General features: G+C 66.7%; 16 protein-coding genes. 11 read left to right on the forward strand and 5 right to left on the reverse strand.

The genetic code is table 11. The annotated features are described in order from the left end of the window. Window positions 1–152 precede the first annotated feature (152 nt). The 3 genes from AC6A67_RS03450 (at window position 153) to AC6A67_RS03460 (ending at window position 3,801) form a co-directional block, all read left to right on the forward strand. Window positions 153–1,193 carry a branched-chain amino acid ABC transporter permease gene (locus tag AC6A67_RS03450; RefSeq protein ID WP_498035159.1) on the forward strand — a complete coding sequence of 347 codons (1,041 nt, stop codon included), beginning with the start codon at window positions 153–155 and terminating at the stop codon, window positions 1,191–1,193. Between the two features lie 68 nt (window positions 1,194–1,261). Further along, window positions 1,262–3,055 (forward strand): branched-chain amino acid ABC transporter ATP-binding protein/permease, encoded by a 1,794-nt coding sequence (locus AC6A67_RS03455; RefSeq protein ID WP_498035160.1) that lies wholly within the window; start codon window positions 1,262–1,264, stop codon window positions 3,053–3,055. Next, window positions 3,052–3,801, forward strand: a complete 750-nt coding sequence (locus AC6A67_RS03460) for an ABC transporter ATP-binding protein (protein WP_498035161.1) — start codon at window positions 3,052–3,054, stop codon at window positions 3,799–3,801. The genes AC6A67_RS03455 and AC6A67_RS03460 overlap by 4 nt, the downstream gene beginning before the upstream one ends. A 165-nt stretch (window positions 3,802–3,966) precedes the next feature. On the opposite strand, the gene AC6A67_RS03465 is transcribed toward AC6A67_RS03460, so the two are convergent. Further along, window positions 3,967–4,566, reverse strand: a complete 600-nt coding sequence (locus AC6A67_RS03465; RefSeq protein WP_498035162.1) for a TetR/AcrR family transcriptional regulator — start codon at window positions 4,564–4,566, stop codon at window positions 3,967–3,969. A gap of 615 nt (window positions 4,567–5,181) precedes the next feature. Between AC6A67_RS03465 and AC6A67_RS03470 the strand changes: the two genes are divergently transcribed. The 7 genes from AC6A67_RS03470 (at window position 5,182) to AC6A67_RS03500 (ending at window position 15,710) form a co-directional block, all read left to right on the forward strand. Beyond that, the gene (locus AC6A67_RS03470; protein ID WP_498035163.1) at window positions 5,182–6,795 is read left to right on the forward strand and encodes an acyl-CoA carboxylase subunit beta; all 1,614 of its coding nucleotides are present in this window, start codon (window positions 5,182–5,184) and stop codon (window positions 6,793–6,795) included. Between the two features lie 98 nt (window positions 6,796–6,893). After that, window positions 6,894–8,894 (forward strand): acetyl/propionyl/methylcrotonyl-CoA carboxylase subunit alpha, encoded by a 2,001-nt coding sequence (locus AC6A67_RS03475; RefSeq protein WP_498035164.1) that lies wholly within the window; start codon window positions 6,894–6,896, stop codon window positions 8,892–8,894. 149 nt (window positions 8,895–9,043) lie between these two features. Further along, window positions 9,044–10,225, forward strand: coding sequence for an acyl-CoA dehydrogenase family protein (locus AC6A67_RS03480; protein ID WP_498035165.1), 1,182 nt, complete (start codon window positions 9,044–9,046; stop codon window positions 10,223–10,225). Between the two features lie 103 nt (window positions 10,226–10,328). After that, window positions 10,329–11,150 (forward strand): enoyl-CoA hydratase/isomerase family protein, encoded by an 822-nt coding sequence (locus AC6A67_RS03485; RefSeq protein WP_498035166.1) that lies wholly within the window; start codon window positions 10,329–10,331, stop codon window positions 11,148–11,150. 227 nt (window positions 11,151–11,377) lie between these two features. Continuing rightward, window positions 11,378–13,198: an acyclic terpene utilization AtuA family protein gene (locus AC6A67_RS03490; protein WP_498035167.1), complete on the forward strand. Its 1,821-nt coding sequence runs from the start codon at window positions 11,378–11,380 to the stop codon at window positions 13,196–13,198. 181 nt (window positions 13,199–13,379) lie between these two features. Then, window positions 13,380–14,069, forward strand: a complete 690-nt coding sequence (locus AC6A67_RS03495; protein WP_498035168.1) for a glutathione S-transferase family protein — start codon at window positions 13,380–13,382, stop codon at window positions 14,067–14,069. A gap of 405 nt (window positions 14,070–14,474) precedes the next feature. Continuing rightward, complete coding sequence (locus AC6A67_RS03500; RefSeq protein WP_498035169.1) at window positions 14,475–15,710, forward strand: acetyl-CoA C-acetyltransferase; 1,236 nt, start codon at window positions 14,475–14,477, stop codon at window positions 15,708–15,710. A 324-nt stretch (window positions 15,711–16,034) separates the two neighbouring features. Here AC6A67_RS03500 and AC6A67_RS03505 read toward each other — a convergent pair whose 3' ends face one another. The 4 genes from AC6A67_RS03505 to AC6A67_RS03520 all read right to left on the reverse strand — a co-directional run bounded on the left by AC6A67_RS03505 (window position 16,035) and on the right by AC6A67_RS03520 (window position 23,393). Further along, entirely contained in the window at window positions 16,035–17,240 is a 1,206-nt protein-coding gene (locus AC6A67_RS03505; RefSeq protein ID WP_498035170.1) for an acyl-CoA dehydrogenase family protein, read from the reverse strand. Between the two features lie 190 nt (window positions 17,241–17,430). Continuing rightward, window positions 17,431–19,065: a long-chain fatty acid--CoA ligase gene (locus AC6A67_RS03510; RefSeq protein WP_498035171.1), complete on the reverse strand. Its 1,635-nt coding sequence runs from the start codon at window positions 19,063–19,065 to the stop codon at window positions 17,431–17,433. A 289-nt stretch (window positions 19,066–19,354) separates the two neighbouring features. Then, window positions 19,355–20,518 (reverse strand): acyl-CoA dehydrogenase family protein, encoded by a 1,164-nt coding sequence (locus AC6A67_RS03515; RefSeq protein ID WP_498035181.1) that lies wholly within the window; start codon window positions 20,516–20,518, stop codon window positions 19,355–19,357. Window positions 20,519–22,085: 1,567 nt separating this feature from the next. Next, window positions 22,086–23,393, reverse strand: a complete 1,308-nt coding sequence (locus AC6A67_RS03520; protein WP_498035172.1) for an extensin-like domain-containing protein — start codon at window positions 23,391–23,393, stop codon at window positions 22,086–22,088. Between the two features lie 300 nt (window positions 23,394–23,693). Between AC6A67_RS03520 and AC6A67_RS03525 the strand changes: the two genes are divergently transcribed. Further along, window positions 23,694–24,246, forward strand: a 553-nt coding sequence (locus AC6A67_RS03525; protein ID WP_498035173.1) for a hypothetical protein, incomplete at its 3' end; no start/stop codon positions are given.

Below are 24,246 nucleotides of genomic sequence, written 5' to 3' on the forward strand. Positions count from 1 at the left end.
CAGTAGTTTAGTAGCGGCCCAGTCTCTGGGCCGCTTCGCTTTGGCGGGCCATGCGCCCGCGCAAGCGCTCTCCCGTCGGACATGGCGTCCGACCGGAGAGCTCTTTGTTTGTCCCGCGCCCCAGGGCGCCACGTATCCACAAGGAACGCGACGTGGACCTGTCGATATTCCTGATCCTTGTTCAGGACGGCGTCATTAACGGCGCCATTTACGCCCTGCTTGGGCTGTCGCTCGTGCTGGTGTTCACGGTCACCCGCGTGATTTTCATTCCCCAGGGCGAGTTCGTGTCGTTTGGCGCGCTGACGCTGGCGCTGCTCGAACGGGGCCATACCCCGGCGACCATCTGGCTGCTGCTGGCGCTCGGCGTCGTCTCCGCGGTATCGCAATTCGCGCAGGGGCGGCGGCAGATGAGCCTGCGCCGCGCCGCTGCCATTGTCGGCACGGACCTTGTGCTGCCGGCGGTGATCGCTGGCGTCACCATATTGCTCGCCCCGACCAAGCCGCATGTGGCGGTGCAGATCGCCCTGGCGCTGGCCATCATCACCCCGATGGGTCCTTACATCTACCGCATGGCGTTCCAGCCGCTGGCCGAGGCCTCGACGCTGGTGCTGCTGATCGCCGCCATTGGCGTGCATCTGGCGCTGACCGGGCTTGGCCTCGTGTTCTTCGGCGCCGAAGGCTCGCGCACCGAGGCGTTCTCGTCGGCGATCTTCGATCTCGGCGGGCTGATGGTCACGGGCCAGTCGCTGTGGATCCTCGGCGTCGCGGCGGCGCTGGTGGCGGCGCTGGCCGCCTTCTTTGAGCTGACCCTCGTCGGCAAGGCGTTGCGCGCCACGGCGGTCAACCGGCTGGGCGCCCGCCTCGTCGGCATCGCCCCGAGCATGTCGGCCAGCATCGCCTTCACGCTCGCCGGGTTTATGGGCGCGCTGTCGGGCGTGCTCGTGTCGCCGCTGACCACGATCTATTACGACACCGGCTTCATCATCGGCCTCAAGGGCTTTGTCGCCGCCATTATCGCCGGTCTCGCCAGCTATCCCATCGCCGCCGCCGCCGCCATCCTCGTCGGTATTATCGAGGCTTTGGCGTCATTCTGGGCCTCGTCGTTCAAGGAAGTCATCGTCTTCCTCATCATCATTCCGGTCCTGCTGTGGCGCACCTGGGGCGCGCCCGTGGTTGAGGAGGAAGACCATTGAGCGCCCACACCCCTGAGACGGCCGCCCAACAGGCTTCCGCCCAGCAAGTCTCTGCCCAGCAAGTCCCGATGCAAACCTCGACCATGGCGCAGCGCAATCTGCTGCCGCTGATCGCACTGGCGATCTGCTTCGTCGTGCCGCTGATCCCTGGCGTGCCGGCGTTCTGGATCACGCTGCTCAATTACATCGGCCTGTATTCACTGGTGGCCATTGGCCTCGTGGTGCTGACCGGCGTCGGCGGCATGACCTCCTTCGGCCAGGCGATGTTCGTTGGCTCCGGCGCCTACGCCACCGCCATCCTGACCACCCGCTATGGCTTCAATCCGTGGGCGGCCCTGCCGGTGGCTCTGGTGGTCACTGGCCTGTTCGCATGGGTGGTGGGCGCCATCACCCTGCGGCTGTCGGGGCACTATCTGCCGCTGGCCACCATCGCGTGGAACATCAGCTTCTTCTACGTGGTCGGCAATCTCGACTTTTTCGCCAAATTCGACGGCATATCCGGCATCCCGCCAATCAGCATCGGCGGCTTCCGCTTCGGCGACGGCCCGTCGCTGTATTATCTGATCTGGGGCGCGGTGGCGTTGGCGGTCATCGCCACGCTCAACCTGCTCGACTCGCGCATGGGCCGCGCCATCCGCGCCTTGCGCGGCGGCGTGGTGGCGGCGGAATCGTTTGGCGTCGACACGGGCCGCGCCCGGATTCTCGCCTTCGTCTATGCAGCCCTGCTGGCTGGCGTCTCCGGCTGGCTTTACGCCCATCTGCAGCGGGCGGTGAACCCGTCGCCGTTCAACCTCAACATCTCCATCGAATATCTGCTGATGGCGGTGGTTGGCGGCGCGGGCTCGGTGTGGGGCGCCATCCTCGGCGCAGGCCTCGTCACCATCATCCGCGACATCCTGCAGGACATTCTGCCCTGGCTCATCGGCCACAACGGCAATTTCGAAGCCATCGCCTTCGGCGCCATCCTGGTGCTGCTGCTGCAGACGGCGCGCGACGGCCTGTGGCCGCATGTGGTCAGGCTGTTCCGCTTCCGTCCCCGGGCGCGGGCGAGCCATGCGGCGGCGGGCGAGCTGGCGCCGCGGCCACAGACGGCTGGCGACAAGGACGCTCCGGCGCTGGCGGCGCGCGATCTGCGCAAGCAGTTCGGCGGCCTTGTGGCGGTGAACGACCTCAGCTTCGACGTCAAACGCGGCGAGATCGTCGGTCTGATCGGCCCCAATGGCGCCGGCAAGTCGACCACCTTCGACCTCGTCACCGGCGTCACCCCCGCCACCTCCGGCCGTATCAGCTATTTCGGCCAGGATGCGACGGGCGAGCGGGCCCGCGTCATCGCCCGGCGCGGCGTGGCGCGCACCTTCCAGCACGTACGTCTCGCGTCGGGCATGAGCGTCATCGAGAACGTGGCGGTGGGCGCGCATCTGCGTGGCCATGCAGGAGCTGTGGGCGCCGTGCTGCGCCTCGACCGGGCCGAGGAGGGCCGGATCTTCGCCGAAGCGCGCAAGCAATTGCAGCGGGTCGGCCTTGCCGATCTTGCCGACCGGCCAGCGCACAGCCTGGCGCTCGGCCAGCAGCGCATCGTGGAAATCGCCCGCGCCCTGTGCCTCGATCCGTCGATGCTGCTGCTGGATGAGCCGGCGGCTGGCCTGCGGCACAAGGAGAAGAAGCAGCTCGCCACCCTGTTGCGCCAGCTGCGCGCCGAGGGCCTGTCGATCCTGCTGGTCGAGCACGACATGGACTTTGTCATGGGCCTGACCGACCGCCTCGTGGTGATGGAGTTCGGCGCGCGGCTGGCCGAGGGCACGCCGGAAGAGATCCGCAACAACCCTGCCGTGCTGGAAGCCTATCTGGGAGGCGTCGCGTGAGCGCTCTGCTGCAACTCGACCGGCTCAGCGTCGGCTATCACGGCGTCGACGCGGTGCGCGGCGTCTCGCTCAGTGTGGGCCATGGGGCCATTGTCTCGGTGATCGGGGCCAATGGCGCTGGCAAATCCACCATGCTCAACGCCGCCATGGGCATCTTGCCGGCGCGCGGCGGCGTCAGCTTCGACGGCAAGCCGATCGCTGGCCTGTCGGTGGAGGAGCGCTTCGGCCTCGGCATCGCTCTGGTGGCCGAGAAGCGCGAATTGTTCGCGACCTTGCCGGTCGAGGACAATCTGGCGCTTGGCCGCTTCCGTCTGCGCCATGAGGGGCGGGCGGCTGCGGCGGCGGCGCTTGATGAGGTGTATGAGCTGTTCCCGCGTCTGCGCGAGCGGCGCAAGCAATTGGCTGGCACCCTGTCGGGCGGCGAGCGCCAGATGCTGGCCATGGGCCGCGCTCTGATGGGCAAGCCGCGCCTGCTGATGCTGGACGAGCCGAGCCTCGGCCTTGCGCCGCTGATCGTCCGCGAGATCTTCCGCATCGTCACCTCGCTGCGTGAGCGCGGCGTGTCGATCCTGCTGGTGGAGCAGAACGCCCGCGCCGCCTTGCAAATCTCGGACTATGGCTATGTGCTGGAGAATGGCCAGGTGTCGCTGGAAGGCGAGAGCGCCGGCCTGCAGGAAGACCCGCGCATCGCCGCCACCTATCTCGGCTTCGGCGGCCACCGCGACGAGGACGATGACGAAGACTGAGGCGGCGCCCTCACGGCGGCGAAGCTATTGGTTCATGCATCGCGTTAAGTGACGGCGCATTAACCATATGGGTCAAGGTCTTGCGCCGGTATGCTGAATCTGGCTTTGAATGGAAAACGCCCGCAGCCGAAGGTTGCGGGCGTTGTTGTTTTGATGGGCGTGGCCTCAGGCGCTCTGGCTATCCTGCGGCCGCTCCGGGGCGCCGACCATGCGCAGGGCGAGGTGAGCCATGGCGTCGGCGATCTGCTCGGGGGTCATGCGGCCATTGGCGCGGAACCAGGCGTGGATCCAGATCACCATGCCGGCGATGCCGAGGCAGACGATCGCCGGGTCTTCCACGCGGAAGATGCCTTCGCGCACGCCGTCTTCGATGATGTTGCGCAGGATGCGGTCGAAATCGCCCTGCATGTCGCGGATGCGCTGGTCGACGTCCTGCGGCAGATGCGCCACCTCGCGCGCCGAAATGGCGATCCACTCATGGCGCTCGATCACCACCAGCGTGAAATCATGCATCAGGCGGAACAGCCGGTCGTCGGCGCGGCCCGGCAGGGCGGCGGCGTCGATGGCCACCTGCACCGATTCGCTGATGCCGCGCTCGCAGATGGTGGCGAGCATGTCCTGTTTGGAGCGGAAGTGCTGGTAGATCAGCGTCTTGGACACGGACAGCCGCTCGGTGAGGGCGTCGGTGGTGGTGGCGGTGTAGCCATTGCGGAAGAACAGCTCGCCTGCAGCGCGCAGGATCAGCTCGCGCTTGTACTGCGCCACGTCGTCCCTCATCGCAGAGCTTGTCGCCGAAGTGCCCGCCATCCGCTGCCTCCCTTACGTCATCGTTGTGACTGGCCACCGCCGGCGACGCCGGGTGGCGTTGGCTGGCGGACGCTGTCCGCGCTGACAGGCCGAACGCCGCAGGCCTGCAAGGCCGGGCTGGCGCCGGACGCTCCGCCTTGGCCTATCGCCCTTTTGACCTGATTTATCAATAGAGCGCCAATCCGCGCCTGGCGACTGCTCCACAGCTTGCCCGTCTCCGGGCGGCAAGAAGCCGATACCTCCCGAGCGACGGCGCCGGAGGGTCCGATCATGGTTCGGCTCGCAGCCCACCCCGTTTGCCAGCCCCGTTGGTAAGGGCCTGCATCGCCAGGCCCTGGCGCCACCGCGCCCCCCGCATCTCGGTCTGCAAGCCGCCGGACAGCAGGCCACAACATCCCGACCACGAAACCGGTTGACCAGCTCGCGTACTGAATAGTACCACTAGCAGAACGTTCCGTCCTGGGATTTTTTGGCGTCGTTGCGGCAGTGGCCGCCGCCAGAATTCGCCAGCGACAGGAGAGGCCGTACGGCGCGAGTGGCGCGGCGGTGACAAAACAATCGGGAGGACGGCGCATGCCGGCTTTTGAGTCGCGGGTCGTTGCGGCAGGACCAGCCTTTGATGAGAACCGGGCGTTCATGCTGGACGCCATCCGGGAGTTGCATGCGCTGCAAAAGCGGGCCCGCGACGCATCTGCGGCGTCCGGCCCGCGCTTCGCCAAACGCGGCCAGCTGCTGCCGCGCGAACGGCTGACGCTGGCGCTGGATGAGGGCGCGCCCTGGCTCGAACTGTGCTCATTGGCTGGCTATTTGCGCGACACCAAAGACCCGGCGAAGAGCGTGCCGGGCTGCTCGGGCATCGCCGGCATCGGCTACATTTCCGGCGTGCGCTGCATGGTGGTGGTCGATGACGCTGGCATCGCCGCTGGCTCGGCCCAGCCGATGGGCGGCGACAAGATGCTGCGCCTCGAAACCATCGCCATGAAGCATCGGCTGCCGTTCATCCATCTGGTGGAATCGGCCGGCGCCAATCTGCTCGGCTACAAGGTCGAGGATTTCGTCATCGGCGGCGGCCTGTTCGCCAATCTGGCGCGGCTGTCGGCGGCTGGCCTGCCGGTGATCGCGCTGACCCATGGCTCCTCGACGGCGGGCGGCGCCTATATGACGGGCCTCGCCGACTACGTCATCATGGTGCGCGACCGCGCCAAGGCGTTCCTCGCCGGTCCGCCGCTGCTCAAGGCCGCCACCGGCGAGATCGCCACCGATGAGGATCTGGGCGGCGCGCTGATGCACGCCACCGTCTCCGGCCTCGCCGAATATCTGGCGGAGGATGATGTCGACGGCGTGCGCATCCTGCGCGAGGTCGTGGCCAATCTGGGCTGGAATGAGGGCAACGCGCTCCCCGAGGGCGAGCCGCCGCTGCTTGATCCGGAAGAGCTGCTCGGCATCTTCCCCAAGGACCACAAGAAGCCCGTCGACATGCGCGAGATCATCGCCCGTCTGGTCGATGGCTCGCAGATGCTCGAATACAAGCCGCTGTATGGCCCGCAGACCATCTGCGTGCAGGCAAAAATCTTCGGCATCCAGGTCGGCATTATCAGCAACAATGGCCCGCTCGATCCCGCCGGGGCCAATAAGGCGACGCAGTTCATCCACGCCTGCTGCCAGAACGGCTCGCCGCTGATCTATCTGCACAACACCACCGGCTACATCGTCGGCGCCGAATCCGAGCGCGCCGGCATGATCAAGATCGGCTCGAAGATGATCCAGGCGGTGGCCAACGCCACCGTGCCGCAGCTCACCGTCATGTGCGGCGCCTCTTACGGCGCTGGCAATTACGGTATGTGCGGCCGCGGCTTTTCCCCTGACTTTGCTTTCTCCTGGCCCACCGCCCGCACGGCGGTGATGGGCGCCGAGCAGGCGGCGCTGACCATGGCCATCGTCATGGAGGACGGCGCACGGGCCCGTGGCCTCGAGCCGGACACGGCGGCGATCGAGACCATGAAGCAGAAGATCATCGAAACTTTCGATAGCCAGACCTCGGCCTTCTACACGTCGGGCGCGGTGCTGGACGATGGCGTGATCGACCCGCGCGACACTCGCAATGTGCTGGGCATGGCGCTGTCAGTCTGCCTGTCGGGCCGGGCGCGCACGGTGCGGCCGCTGAGCTTCGGCGTCGGCCGGATGTAACCCGCACGCCCGCAGCGGAGCCTGCCCGCTGGCGGCGGCTCTCGCATCGATCCATGGCCCTTTGGGCCAACCGCGGTTCATGCCCGCAGAGGCCTCTGATGACGTCTATCACCACCTTGCTCATCGCCAATCGCGGCGAAATCGCCATCCGCGTCGCCCGCACGGCCCGTCGGCTCGGCATCGCCACTGTGGCGGTCTATTCTGACGCCGACGCCGGCAGCCCGCATGTGAAGGCCTGCGACATGGCCATCGGCATTGGCGGGCTGACCCCTGCTGACAGCTATCTGGTCGCCGACAAGATCATCGCGGCGGCGAAGCGCGCCGGCGCCCAGGCCATTCACCCTGGCTATGGCTTTCTGTCCGAGAACGCTGGCTTCGCCGCCCGGGTGGCGCAGGAGGGGCTGGTGTTCGTCGGCCCGCCGGCCACCGCGATTGAGGCGATGGGCGACAAGGCCCGCGCCCGCCGCCGCATGGCCGCCGCCGGCATCCCGGTGGTGCCCGGCTATGACGGCGAGGATCAGGCGCATGACCTGCTGCTGCGCGAAGCGGAGCGCATCGGCTTCCCGATCATGATCAAGGCCTCGGCTGGCGGCGGCGGGCGAGGCATGCGCCGCATCGACAGCGCCGCCGCCATGGCCGATGCGCTGAAGGGCGCAGCCTCCGAGGCTGAGAAGGCCTTCGGCGACGGCCGGCTGATTCTGGAGCGGGCGGTGATCGAGCCGCGCCACGTCGAGATCCAAGTGTTCGCCGACAGCCATGGTCACGTGGTGCATCTGGGCGAGCGCGACTGTTCGGTGCAGCGTCGCCATCAGAAGGTGATCGAGGAGGCGCCGTCGCCGGCGCTCAACGCCCATCTGCGCGCCCGCATGGGCGAGGCCGCCGTCGCGGTCGCCCGCGAGATCGGTTATGTCGGCGCCGGCACCGTGGAGTTCCTGCTCGACCGCTCGGGCGAATTCTACTTTATGGAGATGAACACCCGCCTGCAGGTGGAGCATCCGGTCACCGAGCTGGTGACGGGCTTCGATCTGGTGGAGTGGCAGCTCAATGTCGCCAATGGCGGCAAGCTGCCGGTGGCCCAGGACCAGATCGCGCTCAGGGGCCACGCCATCGAGGTGCGGCTGTGCGCCGAGGATCCGGCGGACGACTTCCTGCCGCGCACCGGCGAGGTGGCGCTGTGGGACCCGTCGCGCACCGTGCGCGCCGACGCCGCGCTGGCCGATGGGCTCGAGATCAGCCCCTATTACGATTCCATGCTCGGCAAGCTGATCGTGCATGGCGCGACCCGCGAGGAGGCCATCGACAAGCTGGCCCATGGCCTCGAGGCCACGGCGCTGCTCGGCGTCGCCACCAACCGGGATTTTCTCATCAAGGCGCTGCGCCATCCGGTGTTCGTGGCCGGCGAAGATGTCTCGACGGGCTTCATCGCCAGCCATTTCCCCGATAATGCGGCGCGCGCCACGCTGCCCGACGACCGGGCATGGGCCGTCGCCGCCTGGCTTGCCGCCGCCGCTACCCGCAGCGCCGCCAGATTGAGCCAGTCATGGCGCGGCTGGAGCAATGTGCAGCCGCTTGACCAGCCGTGGCGGCTGGCCTGGAATGGCCCGGCCGGGCTGGCCAGCGATGACCATCCAGCCGAGCGCAAGGGCCATATCGCCGTGGGGCGTGACGGCGCCACCGTGACCCTGGGCGATGCCCGCATCAGCATCGTCGGCAAGCCTGCCGATGCGGGCGCCGAGGACGTCGCCGAGGTTGACGGCGCGCCGCTGGCCTATCGTTTCGCCTGGGCCGGTGATGCCCTGTGGCTGAAGCTCGGCGCGGCGGATTTCGCCTTTGCGCCGAAGAGCCGGATCAGCGCCGCGAGGGCCGCCGCCGAATCCGGCGCCGACGGCATGTTGCGCGCGCCGATGAACGGCCGCGTTGTCTCGGTCAGCGCCCAGCCCGGCGATACGGTGGAGCGCGGCCAGCAGATCATGGCGCTGGAGGCGATGAAGATGGAGCACGCCATCGTCGCGCCGCGCGACGGCGTGCTGGCGTCGGTGTCCGCCGCCGTCGGCGATCAGGTGTCGCCTGGCCAGATTCTCGCCGAGATCGGCGACTGATACCAGAACCCGATGAGCGTGACTCATCGGGTTCTGGCTAAGCCCGTGCGGCGCCTGAGCATTGGCGGATGCGTCAGCATCTTCGCATCCTGGTATGACAATCAGCATCAGCGGACCGGGCCCAAACGGCAGGTCTGCGGGAGGAACCCATGGCGGATCATGCGCAGGCCAATGGCCGCATCGTCATCGAGCCGATCCACAATCCGTATCTGACGGAGGAGCATTACGCCTTCCGCGACATGATGCGGCGCTTCGTGCAGACGGAAATCGAGCCCTACGCGAATGAGTGGGACGAGGCCGGGACGTTTCCACGCGAACTGTACAAGAAGGCCTCAGAGATTGGCCTGCTGCAACTGAACTTCCCGGAGGAGTTCGGCGGCGTGAAGGTCGACCAGTTCTACGGCAATATCGCCAGCGCCGAGATGGCGCGCGCTGGCATTGGCGGCGTCGGCGCCTCGCTGATGAGCCACACCATCGGCCTGCCGCCGGTGGCGGTGGCCGGCTCGCCCAAGCTGAAGGCGCAGCTGATCCCGCCGACGCTGGCGGGCGAGAAGATCTTCGCCCTCGCCATCACCGAACCGTCTGGCGGCTCCGACGTCGCCAATCTCAAAACCACGGCGCGGCGCGACGGCGACCATTATGTGCTCAATGGTGAAAAGACCTTCATCACCTCGGGCATGCGCGCCGACTACATCACGGTGGCGGTTCGTACGGGCGAGGGCGGTCGCGGCGGCGTGTCGCTGATCGTCGTCGACACCACGACCCTTGGCTTCTCGCGCACGCCGCTGCGCAAGATGGGCTGGTGGGCCTCCGACACCGCCACGCTATATTTCGACAATTGCCGCGTGCCAGCTGGAAACCTGCTCGGAGAGGAGCACAAGGGCTTCCAGATCATCATGCGCAATTTCAACAGCGAGCGCCTTGGCATGGCGGCTGGCTGCATCGGCCAGGCGCGCACCTGCCTGGAAGAGACGGTGAACTACGCCCGCGAGCGCCACACCTTCGGCAAGCCGCTGATCGAGCACCAGGTGGTGCGCCACAAGCTGGCCGACATGACCATGCGCATCAACGCCTCCCAGGCCTATCTCAACCACCTCACTTACCTGGTCAGCCAGGGCGAGAGCCCGGTGGCCGATATCTGCCTGCTGAAGAACCAGGCGACGCAGACCATGGAATATTGCGCTCGCGAGGCGGTGCAGACGTTTGGCGGCGCCGGCTTCATGCGTGGCTGCAAGGTCGAGCGCATCTATCGCGAGGTGCGCGTCAACGCTATCGGCGGCGGCGCCGAAGAGATCATGCGCGATCTGGCCGTGCGTCAGCTCGGCTATTGAGACGCGCTGGCCGGGCTTGGTCGCCCGGCCGCTTGCGTAACCAGACCAGCACTGAGCGGCGTTGCGGCACCTGATGGACGCATCGACCGCAGGGGGAGACACCATGACCGGCTCGCTGCCCGCCACCACCGTGGTTGAGGTCGAACGCAAGGGTTCGCGCCTCTACGCCACCATCAATGATCCGTCGACCCGCAACGCCATGACGCGGGCGCTGACCGATGATCTGCGCGCCATCCTCAGGCTGGCCGAGAACGACCGCAGCCTTCGCACGCTGATCCTGCAAGGCGCCAATGGGGCGTTCTGCGCCGGCGCCGACCTCAAGGGGGCCAACAGGCAACAGGGTGAAGCGGTCGGCGCTGGCGAGGAAGACCCGCTGGAAGCCTCGAACCGCGAGGGCGGCGTGCTGTTCGCCGAGCTCAATGAATGTCCGCTCACTGTTATCGCCGTGGTCGATGGCCCGGCGTTTGGCGGCGGCTTTGGCATGACCTGCTGCGCCGATATCGTCATCGCCACGCCGCGCGCCCGTTTCGCGCTGTCGGAGACCGGCCTGGGCATTGTGCCAGCGCAGATCGCGCCCTTCGTGGTCAACCGCATCGGCCCGCGCCACGCCCGGCGGCTCGGCCTCGCCGGCACGCGGCTGAACGGCGAGCAGGCGGCGGAGATCGGTCTCGCCGATTTCTATTGCCCGGATGAGGCGTCGTTGAATGAGACGGTGACGTCGCTGCTCAATGACATTGGCCGCTGCGCGCCAGGGGCCAATGCCGAGACCAAGCGGCTGTTCCGCATCTGTCACACCATGCCGCTGGCCGATTATCGCGCCGTGGCGGCCAAATCCTTCACCGCCTGCGCCCGTGGGCCGGAGGGCATCGAAGGCGTCAAGGCCTTCGCCGAAAAGCGCCCCGCCGCCTGGGTGGAGAAGGTCTGACGCCAAAGTGTGGTGAGCACAACTCACCGCACTTTGGTCAAGCCCGTGCGGCGCCTGAGCAATCCAGGATGCGGATGCGTCCGCATCTTCGCATCCTGGTATGAGCGCCACGGCCAACGAGGCTGGACGATGTTGGGCAGGCGAATTTGGCCAGGGCGCAGCAGGACATAAGATAGCAGGCCAGAGCGCCCAGGGCGCCGGCGACAGGGTTCAAGGGAGCAACGGCGATGTCCGGTAAAACCATCAGGATTGGCGGGGCCTCCGGCTTTTGGGGCGACACCAGCATTTCCACGCCGCAGCTGCTCAAGGGCGGTGACCTCGACTATCTGGTGTTCGACTATCTGGCCGAAATCACCATGTCGATCCTCGCCCGCGCCCGGGCGAAGGACCCCAGCATGGGCTACGCCCATGATTTCGTCGGCGCCATCGCCCGCGAGCTGCCGACCATCGCGCAGAAGAAGATCAAGGTCATCGCCAACGCCGGCGGCGTTAATCCGCTGGCCTGCGCCAGGGCGCTGGAGGCGAAGATCGCCGAGGCGGGGGTCGATCTGAAGGTCGGCGTCGTCACCGGCGATGACCTGCTCGAGCGGGCCAGCGAATTCGCCGACACCCGCGAGATGTTCAACGGCGAGCCGATGCCGCCGAAGCTGTGGAGCATGAACGCCTATCTCGGCGGTTTCCCGGTGGCGGCGGCGCTCGATGCGGGCGCCGACATCGTCATCACCGGCCGCGGCGTCGACAGCGCCGTGACGCTGGGCGCCTGCATCCACGCCTTTGGCTGGACGCCGCAGGATCTGGACAAGCTCTCGGGCGGCTCGCTCGCCGGCCATATCGTCGAATGCGGCGCCCAGGCCTCCGGCGGCCTGCACACAGATTGGGAGGAGACCGGCGACTGGTCGAACATCGGCTATCCGATCGTTGAGGTGTCGGATGATGGTTCGTTCATCGTCTCCAAGCCCGACGGCACCGGCGGCCTCGTCTCGGAAGCCACGGTCACCGAGCAGATGCTGTATGAGATCGGCGACCCGCGCGCCTATCTGCTGCCGGACGTCGCCTGCGACTTCACCGAGGTGAAGATTACGCAGATCGGCAAGGATCTGGTGAAAGTGTCCAACGCCAGGGGGCTGCCGCCGACCAATGATTACAAGGTCTCGGCCACCTATCAGGATGGCTTCCGCGTCGGCATGTATCTGACCATTGGCGGCCTCGACGCCGCCCGCAAGGCCGAGAAGGTGGCGGATTCGGTGATCCGCCGGGCCGAGGCGATGTTCCGGGCGATGAATCTGGCCCCCTTCACCGAGACCTCGGTTGAGGTGATCGGCGCCGAGGCCGCCTATGGCCCGCATTCACGCGCCCGCGCCGCCCGTGAGGTGGTGCTGAAGCTGGCGGCCAAGCACGAAAACCCCAAGGCCCTGGAGATCATGGTGCGCGAGTTGACCTCGTCAGGCACCTCAATGTCGCCTGGCATCACCGGCATGGGCGGCAACCGCCCCAAGGTGATGCCGGTGGTGCGGCTGTTCTCCTGCCTTGTCGACAAGGCCCAGGTGACGCCAGCCGTGCAGGTGGCGGGGCAGGACGTGCCGACCTCCGGCTCGCTGCGCGGCGGCTTCGATCCGGCGAAGCTCGGGCCAGATGCAGCTGGCCCCGCAGCGACGCCCGCCGCCGACGCGCCGTTGGTCCCGCTCATCGCTCTTGCCTGGGGGCGCAGCGGCGACAAGGGCAACAAGGCCAATATAGGCGTCATCGCCCGCAAGCCGGACTATCTGCCCTTTATCCGCGCCGCGCTGACCGAGGACGCGGTGGCGCATTTCTTCGGGCACTTCCTGAAGGGCAAGGTGCAGCGCTTTGAGCTGCCGGGGACGCATTCGCTGAACTTCCTGATGGATGAGGTGCTGGGCGGCGGCGGCATCGCCTCGCTGCGCAATGACCCGCAGGCCAAGGCCTATGCCCAGATGATCCTCGATTACCCGGTGCCGGTGACGCCGGACATCGCCGCCGAGGTCAAGGCGGTGACCGAGCGCTTTCCCCCGGCGGTGATCGCCGCCTGACTGGACAGGCCTGGCCGCAGCGGTCTCGCCTGACGCTAGCGCGCAGCGCGGGGCGTCGGGCCGCGAAACTCAACCAATGCGCCACGCCCGATGGGGCGTGGCGTCTGCGATTGCACAACGGGCGCACGGCGCCTGAGGCGACCGCCACAAGGCGGCGCAGTCAATACATGGAGGAACGTCGATGACCCTCAGATTGTGGCACTGCATGAGCGCGCGCTCGTTCCGGCCGTTGTGGACGCTGGAAGAGATGGGTCTCGCCTATGAGCTGAAGATGCTGCCGTTTCCGCCGCGCGTCTTCCAGAAGGAGTATCTGGGGGTTAACCCGCTCGGCACCATCCCGTTCTTCGAGGACGGCGAGACAAAGATGACCGAATCCTCGGCCATCGCGCAGTATCTGGTGAGCAAATATGGTCCGACGCCGCTGAATGTCGGCGTGGATGAGCCCGACTACGGCGCCTTCCTCAACGCCCTGCATTTCTCCGAGGCGACGCTGACCTTCCCGCAGACAATCTTCCTGCGCTACACCTTGCAGGAGCCAAACTCCGGCATGGAGAAGGCGGCCGAAGATTACGCCAAATGGTTCGGCGGAAGGCTGCGCGGCGTCACCTCCGTCACCGAGAAGCAGGAGTTCTGGTGCGCGGGCCGCTTCACCGCCGCCGATATCTGCATCGGCTACGCCCTGATGCTGGCCGAGCGGCTGAAGCTCGACTACTTATTCACAGATCCGGTACGTGATTATTGGTCGCGCCTGCAGCAGCGCGACGGCTTCCGCCGCGCCCTGGCGTCGCAGGAAAAGGCGGCGCAGGAGCAGGGGGTGTTCAACCCGCCGAGCATGGCGGTCCCGCCGAAAGCCGCGCCAGCTGGGGGCTAATACCAGAACCCGATGAGATTCACTCATCGGGTTCTGGCTAAGCCCGTGCGGCGCCTGAGCATTTCAGGATGCGGATGCGTCAGTATCTCCGCATCCTGGTATAAGCCCGTTCTGCTGCTGGCCGCATCCAATCCGCACGCGCGTCGCCCGTTTGGACGGGGCGGCGAGGGCGGTCGCAACCGCTCGCCTTCGGCAATTGGTTCAGTTGTAAACATAGGCAGTTGATCCAGGCCCGCGTTCTTGCAATAGATGCCTGCGACGGTCACCAATCAATCGACCGTTAGGTTGGAGCATTTACCGATCCGGCGTGATCGGTAAATGCTCCAACTTTCTGCAAGTGTAAGCGAATTCCGATCGCGCAGCCGGTGCGGCTGTCCGGAAGGCGCCCGAACGAAGGGGATCGATATGTCTGAGGCATGGATCATTGACGCCGCCCGCACGCCGCGCGGCGTGGGCAAGTTTGGCAAGGGCGCGCTCTCGGACGTGCACCCGCAGCGCATTCTCTCGACGGTGCTGAAGGCGCTGGCCGAGCGCAACAGCGTCAACACCGCTGAGCTCGACGACGTCATCGCCGGTTGCGGCACCCAGTTCGGCAAGCAGGGCTCCTGCATCGCCCGTATGGCTGCGCTCGACGCTGGCTTCGACAATGCCGCCACCGGCTTCTCGCTGGACCGCTTCTGCGGCTCGGGCATGACCGCCGTGAATCTGGCCGCCATGGGCATCATGTCCGGCGCCCAGGACCTGGTGATGGCTGGCGGCGTTGAGTCGATGTCCTATGGCTCGACCCTGCAGCGCGCCACCGACGGCGTGATCGACTCGGGCAACATGCACCTGCGTTCGATCCACCCGCAGCCACACCAGGGCATCTGCGGCGACCTGATCGCCACCCTTGAGGGCTTCACCCGTGACGACGTCGACAATCTGGCCCTCGAGAGCCAGCGTCGCGCCGACATCGCCATCAAGAACGGCTATTTCAACAAGTCGCTGATCCCGGTCTACAAGGACGACGGCTCGCTGGCCCTCGGCCATGAAGAGTTCCCGCGTCCGCAGACCACCAAGGAAGGCCTCGGCCAGCTGAAGGCCGCCTTCGAGGTGATGTATGACGCGCCGCTGAACGACGAAGGCCTGACCTTCCGCCAGCTGGTCGAGCGCACCTATCCGGGCGTCAAGGTCAACCACGTCCACCACGCCGGTAACTCGTCGGGCGTCGTCGACGGCGCTGGGGCCGTGCTGCTGGCCTCGCCGGAATACGCCCGCGCCCACGGCCTGAAGCCGCGCGCCAAAATCCGCGCTGTCGCCACCGCTGGCGATTCGCCGGAGCTGATGCTGAACGCCCCGGCGCCGGCCGCCCGCAAGGCGCTGGCCAAGGCTGGCATGACCATCAAGGACATCGACCTCATCGAGATCAACGAGGCCTTCGCCGTTGTTCCGCTGAAGTTCATGCGTGAGATGGGCATCGACGACAGCCGCGTGAACGTCAACGGCGGCGCCATCGCCCTTGGCCACCCGATCGGCGCCACCGGCGCCATCATCATCGGCTCGCTGCTCGACGAAATGGAGCGCCGCGATCTGAACACCGGCCTGGCCACCCTGTGCGCCGCCGGCGGCATGGCTCCGGCCATCATCATCGAGCGCATGTAAGAGTGCGCGGGAGCGCTCCGGCGCTCCGCCTGATGATCATTGCATGAATGACGCCCGGACCATTGGTCCGGGCGTTGTTGGTTCGGCGCCTGGCGATCGCGGCCTGGGTTTGACCGGTCACACTGCGGCCAGGTCAGAACGATGCGCGCCCCTCACTGATCCAGACAGAGTGAGCATTGCTCTGGGAGCGGGCAGGCGATGAGGCGGGACGGCGCAATCGCGTGCTGGCGGCACAACGCGCCAGGCATGGTTGCGTGTGGCGTGCTGGTTCACCAGGGACCACCGCTGCTCCGTCCCAACAGGCGCCCGCCCGTTTGGCCAGCCTCAGCCCTGGCCGTAGCGCCTGAGCAGCCCCCGGCCCAATTGCGCCAGATGCACCTGATCTGGCCCGTCGCCGATGCGCATGAAGCGGGCGTATGCGTAAGCGTCGGCCAGGAACGTGTCCTGCGAGACGCCGGCCCCGCCATGCACCTGAATCGCCCGGTCGATGACCAGCGCCGCCATGCGCGGCACGGCGATCTTGGCGGCGGCGATCAGATCGCGCGCCGCCTTGTTGCCCTCCTGGTCCATCTTGCGGGCGGCGTGCAGGGTCAGCAGCCGGGCCTGCTCGATCTCCACCCAGGAATTGGCGATGTCCTCACGCACCGAGCCCTGCTCGCCCAGCGGCTTGCCGAAGGCTATGCGCCGCTCGGCGCGCTGGCACATCAGCTCCAGCGCCCTTTGGGCGCAGCCAATCAGCCGCATGCAGTGGTGGATGCGCCCTGGCCCAAGCCGCCCCTGGGCGATCTCAAAACCGCGCCCCTCGCCGAGCAGGATATTGGCGGCGGGCACGCGGACATTGTCATAAATGATCTCCGGATGGCCGACCGGGGCGTGGTCAAAGCCGAACACCCGCATGTCACGCACAATTTTGACCCCCGGCGCATCGCGCGGCACCAGGATCATCGACTGCTGCAGATGGCGGTTGGGATTGTCCGGGTCGGTCTTGCCCATGACGATCAGCAGCTTGCAATCCTCGCTCATCGCCCCGGAGGTGAACCATTTGCGGCCATTGATGACGTAATGATCGCCGTCGCGGTCGATGCGGCACTGGATATTGGTGGCGTCGGAGGAGGCGACCTCCGGCTCGGTCATCGAGAACGCCGAGCGGATCTCGCCATCGAGCAGCGGCTGCAGCCACTGCTGCTGCTGCTCCGGCGTGCCATATTGCGCCAGCACCTCCATATTGCCGGTGTCGGGCGCCGAGCAGTTGAATATTTCCGACGCCCACGACACCCGCCCCATGATCTCGGCCAGCGGCGCATAATCGACATTGCTCAGGCCAGCGCCGTGATCACCGGGCAGAAACAGGTTCCACAGACCTTCGGCCCTGGCCTCGCGTTTGAGGCTGTCGATGATTGGCGGGCGGCGGTTGTGATAGCCGCTGGCCACTTCCTCGTCATAGATGTGCTCGGCCGGGTAGACCCGACGCTGCATGAAATCGCTCAGGCTGGCGATCAGTTCGCTGGCCCTGTCGCTATGGGTGAACATGGCGCGCCTCCTGTGGCGCGCCAGCCCGACGCGCCGGCTTGCGCCCTGTGCGCACCGCGGGGGCCGCGCCAGGGCATGCGTCTGAAATCATTGTTGCGCCGCCACGCCTTACATGGCGCGGCGACGCGCATGTCCAATTGGCGCGGCGGCGCGCATGGCCAATCGGCGCGACGGCGCCTTTGGCAGACGGTCAGGCCGGTTCGGCCACCGTGTAGTCCTGGAACTGCTTGCGCAGGGTCAGCTTGTGCACCTTGCCGGTGCCGGTCATCGGGAAGCTCTCCATGAACTCCACCGCGTCCGGCATCCACCATTTGGCGATGCGCGGCTCGAGATGGGCGAGGATGTCTTGCGCCGTCACCTCGGCGCCCTGGCGCGGCACCACCAGCAGCAGCGGCCGCTCCTGCCATTTCGGGTGGTTGATGGCGATCACCGCCGCCTGTAGCACCGCCGGGTGGCTGAGCGCCGCGTCCTCGATCTGGATCGACGAGATCCATTCGCCGCCGGATTTAATGACGTCCTTGGAGCGGTCGGTGAGGGTGACGTAACCATTGGGGTCGATCATCGCCATGTCGCCGGTCATCAGGTAACCGTCAGCGTCCATGGCCTCGATGCCCTTGTGATAGGCGCTCGACACCCATGGCGCGCGCACGCCGAAATGGCCGACCGCCTGGCCGTCACGCGGCAGCTCATTGCCGTCGTCATCGACGATGCGCGCCTTGACGCCAGCCACCAGTCGACCGGACTTCATGCGGTCGCCAATGAGTTCGTCGAAGCTGGGCTCGTGGTCGCGGAACTGCTGCATCGGCATGGTGGCCATCAGCGCCTCGGTCATGCCCCAGGCCTGGACGTAGGCGACGCCATATTCCTTCTCCAGCAGCTCGACCATGGCGCGGGCCGGGGCGGTGCCGCTCGACAGCGTGCGCTTCAGCGTCGAGAACTTCTTGCCGGTACGTCCCAGCCAGTCGAGCAGGATCAGCCAGAAGCTGGGCACGCCCGCCGACAGGGTGACGCCTTCGTTCTCAAACAGCTCATAGAGCTTGTCCGGCTCATAATTGCGGCCAGGGAACACCAGTTTCGAGCCGGTATAGGGCGCCATGAACGGCATGTTCCAGGCGTTGCCGTGGAACATCGGCGCCATCGGGAACATCACCTGGCGTTTGCCCGGCTCAAAGCCGGTCATATAGAGGAAATTGGCCCCGAGCAGGGTCTGCAGCACCAGCGCGCGATGCGAGTAGACCACGCCCTTGGGATTGCCGGTGGTGCCGGAGGTGTAGCAGATGGTCGCCGCATTGGTCTCCGGAAACTCCGGCCAGGCGAAGCCGTCGTCGGTCTCGGCGGCCAGCAGCTCCTCATAGGAATAGACATTGCTGAGCGTGGTCTCGGGCATGCGGCCCTCAGCCGCCATGATAATATAGCCCTTCACCGTGGTCAGCTGCGGCGCGAGTTGCTCGACCAGCGGCAAGGTCAGGGCGTCGACGAACAGATATTCATCTTCGGCGTGATTGATGATGTAGACGATCTGTTCGGGAAACAGGCGCGGATTGACGGTGTGCAGCACCGCGCCGAGGCCAGGCGCCGCATAGAACATCTCGAAATGCCGGTGGGTGTTCCACGCCAGCGTGCCGATCACCGTGCCTTCCGTTGCGCCCAAGCGACGCAGCGCCAGCGCCATGCAGCGGATGCGGTTGCGCGCCTCGCGGTAATTGTAACGGAAGATATCGCCTTCGATCTCGCGGGCGACCACTTCGGCGTCGCCATGCTGCAGGCCGGCGTATTCGATGAAGTTGGACAGCTGCAACGGCATGTCCATCATAAGTCCGCGCATGCGTTTCCCCCTCAAGGCCGCCAGTGGCGGCGGCTGGCCAGGGCCGCCAGTGGCGGCGGCTGGCGTTGAAAGCTTTTGCAAGAATGCGCCGTTGGCCGGCGTCAGTTTGAAGGTATTGGCCGTCAGAGGCGGCGACAGTCGCAGCGCACGTTGACCTCTGCCGCAGGTCGCCGCGCATGCATGGCGGGGCAGGCTACGGCACAGCCTTTGCAGGCGGCAATTGCTCCGTTAGTTGTATGTCGCCAAAACAACGCCCGGGGCAGCGACTGACCCGGGCGTGTAAAGAGCTTTACTGATCTTTCTTCGATCCAGGCAGGATGCCCATATATTTGGAGATGATCTGCAACATCACTTCATCGGCGCCGCCGCCAATCGAGCCGAGGCGGCTGTCGCGATACATGCGGGTGATGTCGCTCTCATTCATGAAGCCCATGCCGCCCCAATATTGCAGGCAGCTGTCAGAGACTTCGCGCGACAGGCGGCCGCCGATCAGCTTGGCCATGGAGGCGAGCTTGGTGACTTCCTCACCGTTGATGTAGCCATGGGCGGCGCGATAGACCAGGGAGCGCAGCGCCTCGACCTTGGCCTGCAACTCGGCCATCTTGAAATGGATGATCTGGTTGTCGAGCAGCGGCTTGCCGAACACCATGCGGTTGCGGGTGTATTCGATGGTGTCGTTGATCGCCGTCTCCATACCGACGAGGCCGCCAGCCGCGCCCCACAGCCGTTCGATCTGGAACTGCTCCATCTGGTAGACGAAGCCGCGGCCTTCCTCGCCGATGCGATAACGCTGCGGCACGCGCACATCGTCAAAGAAGATCTGCGCCGTGTCGGAGGCGCGCATGCCCATCTTGTCGAGCTTGCGGGCAATCTCGACGCCCTTGGTCTTCATCGGCACGCAAATCAGCGTCTTGTTGCGGTGCACCTGGCCTTCAGAGGTGTTGGCCAGCAAGCACATCCAGTCGGCCTGGGTGCCATTGGTGGTCCACATCTTGCCGCCGTTGATGACATAGTCATCGCCGTCCTTGCGCGCGGTGGTCTTCAGCGAGGCGACGTCGGACCCGGCGCCTACCTCGGAGACGCCGAGGCAGGCGACATAGTCGCCCGAGATCGACGGGGCGAGGAACTCAGCGCGCAATTCATCTGAACCATGCTTGGCGAGGGCCGGGGTGGCCATGTCGGTCTGCACGCCGATGGCCATGCCGATCGAGCCGCCGCGGATCGAGCCAATGGCCTCGCAGAACGCCAGCTCATAGGTGTAGTCGAGGCCAAGGCCGCCGAATTTCTCCGGCTTGTTGATGCCGAGGAAGCCCTGCTGGCCCATCTTCTTGAACAGTTCATGCGCCGGGAAGACGCCCGCCGCCTCCCATTCCTCGATATGAGGATTGATCTCGGTCTGGCAGAATTTGGTGACGGAGCGCATCAGCTCCTTGTGCTGTTCGGTGTAGATCATGTTTCCTCCCGGCGGGTGGTCCGGGATTTGCCCCCCGGCGCCTTGACCCGGTCCCTGTCCCTCAAACGCCAGCACGCTGGCGCATTCCGCCACCGGCGCCGGCTTGCCAGCATCGCTGAGCATGGCGTTGTGGCCCGCTTACCGCCGGCGCGCGATCCCCGTGCGCGGATAGTCGGCGCCTGGTACTGGCATGGTCGAGTGTAGTACGGACCCGTACTTTGCGGGCATTGTAGCGAGGTTTGCCGCCTTGGGAAGTCCCCGCGTCGCGACGATTTTTGCAGCGGCGCGCTGGCGTCTGCATGGCGTTGGATCTGCGCCTGAGTAGCCCCAAACCATTCCCCCAGCCGTCATGCCCGTGCTCGTCACGGGCATCCACGTCTTGCCGCCACTGCTTCAGATGGCCGTGGCATTGCCCCGACTCCGGTGGGACTTCCCTTGACGCCGCTAGCAGGCGCGGCGCGCAGGCTGCGTCGCGCGGCTGCACATCCCGTAACGCCAGGACGTGGATGCCCGTGACGAGCACGGGCATGACGGCGAGAGGGGGGCGGCCCGAGGTGACCAGCCTGCGGCGTTGCTTTCTAAAGGGGGCGGGGGGCTGCAGCGCGTTGGGGAGCGCTTCGGCCTGGTTTCTTGTACCCCCAAACCATTCCCCCAGACGTCATGCCCGTGCTTGTCACGGGCATCCACGTCTTGCCGCCACTTCTTCAGCTGGCCGCGGCATCGCCCAGACGCGGGTGGGGCTTCCTTTGACGCCGCTAGCAGGCGCGGCGCGCAGCTGCGTCGCGCGGCTGTACATCCCGGAACGCCAGGACGTGGATGCCCGTGACGAGCACGGGCATGACGGCGAGAGGGGGGCGGGCCCGAGGTGACCAGCCTGCAGCGTTGCTTTCTAAAGGGGGCGGGGGCTGTAGCGCGGGGTGAGCCCTTCGGCTTGGCTTTGCTGTATTCCCCAAACCGTTCCCCCAGCCGTCATGCCCGTGCTTGTCACGGGCATCCACGTCTTGCCGCCACTGCTTCAGCTGGCCGCGGCATCGCCCATGCGCCGGTGGGACTTCTTTTGACGCCACTAGCAGGCGCGGCGACCAGGCTGCGTCGCGCGGCTGCGCATCCCGGAGCACCGCGACGTGGATGCCCGTGACAAGCACGGGCATGACGGCGAGAGGGGGCAGGCCCGAAGTGAGCTGTCTGCGGCGTTGCCTTCTAAGGGGGCGGGGGCTGTAGCGCGGGGTGAGCGCTTCGGCTTGGCTTTGCTGTATTCCCCAAACCATTCCCCCAGCCGTCATGCCCGTGCTCGTCACGGGCATCCACGTCTTGCCGCCACTGCTTCAGCTGGCCGCGGCATCGCCCCGACGCCGGTGGGACTTCCTTTGACGCCACTAGCAGGCGCGGCGCGCAGGCAGGCGTCGCGCGGCTGCGCATCCCGGAACGCCAGGACGTGGATGCCCGTGACGAGCACGGGCATGACGGCGACCGCTCTGCTGCGGTGCGGCTCAAGCGAGCGGCGGGGCTACGGCGTTTCAATCCCGCCGCCGCGCTCCGTTCGCCGTGGGGTCACGCCGCTGCATCGTTAGCGACAGACCTGACGGCCGGAGCCGCGATTGCGCAGGTCGAGGTGCAGATGGTCGTTATGGAAGCGGTCGCCGCCGGGGCCGATCACCGTGTCGAAAATCCGGCAGGCGTTCTTGCGAATGAAGCTCTGGAACAGATTTTCCCCCGACGTCGGGTGGCTGGGGCGGACCATATAGGCGCGGCGGCTGTCGAAGGCGAAGCCGGCGATGTCGATGGCGTTGGCGTAGCCATGTTCGCTGATCTTGGCGCCGCGCTGGTGGTTCATGGTGCGGCAGGCATAGGTCGGGCCGATGATCACCTGGGTGATATTGGCGCGCAGATGTTGGCGCGCCGCCGGCTGGGCGACGCCGCGCAGCCATTCGGCCGTGGCCTCGACCATGGCGCAGGATAACGTCCCTGGCTTCGACAGCGGCAGGCCGCCGGGCAAAGCGATGACCCTGACGCCATTGCGAATGCCGCAGCTGCCATTGGCGATCGGCCCGATGCGCTCGACAACGGCGCCAGCCTTGCGCAGCCGCGCCACGCAGGCGTCGACCTCGGCGTCGGTTCGGGTGGGGTGCGGGGTGCGCAGGCCGCTGGGGCTCTCAAGCAGCGGCTCCTCAATCTCATCGCGTTTGCCAAAGGGCCACCATGCCGGCTTCCTGGCCTCAGGTTGCGCAACCGGCGGGGCGACGGGCGCCGTCTCGGCCTGGGCAGGTTGCTGTTGCACATCCAGCGGAAACGCCGGGCGCATTGGCGGCAGCGGCGCAACGCTGCTGAATGAACCGTCGTCGGGCGAGGCGCCAGGAGCAAGTCCGGGGGTGAGCCCTGGCTGCGACAGGCTGGGGACCTGAGGGCGGGCGGTTTCGGCGTGCTGGTCCTCATCCGCCGCAGGCTGGCCAGCTGGCGACTGGGCGATCAAATCGCCAGGCCGTGCCGGCGGTAGCGGCGCGATCCGCGAAAGGCCAGGGGCCAGCCGGTCATTTGGCGGCGGGACGCTGTCGGCGCCCGAGGCGACAGGCTGGCTGGCGATGGGCTGGTCTTGGGCCGGCGCGGGGGCAGGGGCAATCGCTGGCGATGGGGCGGCTGCGGGCGCAAGATCTGCGGGGCGTGGCGGCGGCAAGGGCGCGTCGCCTGGCCCGGCAGGCGCCTCCTCTTCCGCAGTCGCGGCTTCTGCCGCAGGCGGCGTAGGCGCCGGGGCGCTGCGCCCGGTCTGGAGATTGTCCGGCCACGCCGAGCCGCTCATGCTGCGAATGCCCGGCGATTGCGCCGCTAGCGGCGCAACAAGGCCCAGCCCCAGCGTCGGTGCGAGGGAGGCGACCCACAACAGGCGCGCCAGCGCAACGCGGCCGGGACGACGCCGCGCAGGCTGCGGGCGATGGGATGCGGAAACCGTCATTGCAGCGCACTTATCGCATGCATGACGCTCGGTCATCCATTATTAACCAGGACGACGGTTTGGCGGCGGCACGGGTCTCAAGCTCAGCTTCCGCTTGGGTAGCCAGCTGGCTATCGCGCGCGTGGTCCAGATGGTGAGCCAGCACTGGACAGCACGCCGCCGCTGCGCTTTGAGGTAGGGCGTGGCCGATGCGAGGCGACGCCAGCCGGCATGAAAGGCATGCAAAGCTTGAGCGTGACACCGAATGTGACTGCGGACGCCGACCGCCTGGAGCGCCTGATCAGCCAGCTCACCGGGGGTGGCGCAGCGACGCGGGTGTTAATACAGCTGGCCGCCTCACGGGGATGGCCTGAGCCGGTGCTGGCGCGCAAGCACATGGCGCCAGCGGTCGCAGCGCCGGTGGAGGCGCTGTCAGCGCTGCAGGTCGGGAGCGATGAGCATATCGCCTGTCGCGCCGTAGAGTTGGCCTGTGGCGAGCGGGTGCTGTCGCGGGCGGTGAACTGGTATGTGGCCAGCCGGCTGCCCGCCGCCGTCAACCAGCAGCTGGACGCTGGCGACGCGCCCTTCGGCCTGCTGGTCGGGGCGCTGCAACCGCAACGGCGATTGCTGTGCCTGACGCGGCTGTGGCCAGACGCTGTTACAGGGGCTGCGCCATCACGTCCGCCGCTGCAGGCGCCGCTGTTTCGTATCACCGCGGTGCTCAGCGGATTGCCCAGTGTCGGCGCCCGGCGGCGACCATTAGCCTATGTCGACGAAACCTATCTCGGCCAAGTGTTGGCCT

It is taken from the genome of Camelimonas sp. FR25, assembly GCF_059740505.1.

What these genes read in the sequence shown, in the direction of transcription:
- AC6A67_RS03480 (WP_498035165.1), top strand. Translation starts at nt 9,044, where the DNA reads ATGGCGGATCATGCGCAGGCCAATGGCCGCATCGTCATCGAGCCGATC.
- AC6A67_RS03490 (WP_498035167.1), top strand. Translation starts at nt 11,378, where the DNA reads ATGTCCGGTAAAACCATCAGGATTGGCGGGGCCTCCGGCTTTTGGGGC.
- AC6A67_RS03505 (WP_498035170.1), bottom strand. Translation starts at nt 17,240, where the DNA reads ATGTTCACCCATAGCGACAGGGCCAGCGAACTGATCGCCAGCCTGAGC.
- AC6A67_RS03485 (WP_498035166.1), top strand. Translation starts at nt 10,329, where the DNA reads ATGACCGGCTCGCTGCCCGCCACCACCGTGGTTGAGGTCGAACGCAAG.
- AC6A67_RS03510 (WP_498035171.1), bottom strand. Translation starts at nt 19,065, where the DNA reads ATGCGCGGACTTATGATGGACATGCCGTTGCAGCTGTCCAACTTCATC.
- AC6A67_RS03470 (WP_498035163.1), top strand. Translation starts at nt 5,182, where the DNA reads ATGCCGGCTTTTGAGTCGCGGGTCGTTGCGGCAGGACCAGCCTTTGAT.
- AC6A67_RS03455 (WP_498035160.1), top strand. Translation starts at nt 1,262, where the DNA reads ATGCAAACCTCGACCATGGCGCAGCGCAATCTGCTGCCGCTGATCGCA.
- AC6A67_RS03500 (WP_498035169.1), top strand. Translation starts at nt 14,475, where the DNA reads ATGTCTGAGGCATGGATCATTGACGCCGCCCGCACGCCGCGCGGCGTG.
- AC6A67_RS03515 (WP_498035181.1), bottom strand. Translation starts at nt 20,518, where the DNA reads ATGATCTACACCGAACAGCACAAGGAGCTGATGCGCTCCGTCACCAAA.
- AC6A67_RS03495 (WP_498035168.1), top strand. Translation starts at nt 13,380, where the DNA reads ATGACCCTCAGATTGTGGCACTGCATGAGCGCGCGCTCGTTCCGGCCG.
- AC6A67_RS03475 (WP_498035164.1), top strand. Translation starts at nt 6,894, where the DNA reads ATGACGTCTATCACCACCTTGCTCATCGCCAATCGCGGCGAAATCGCC.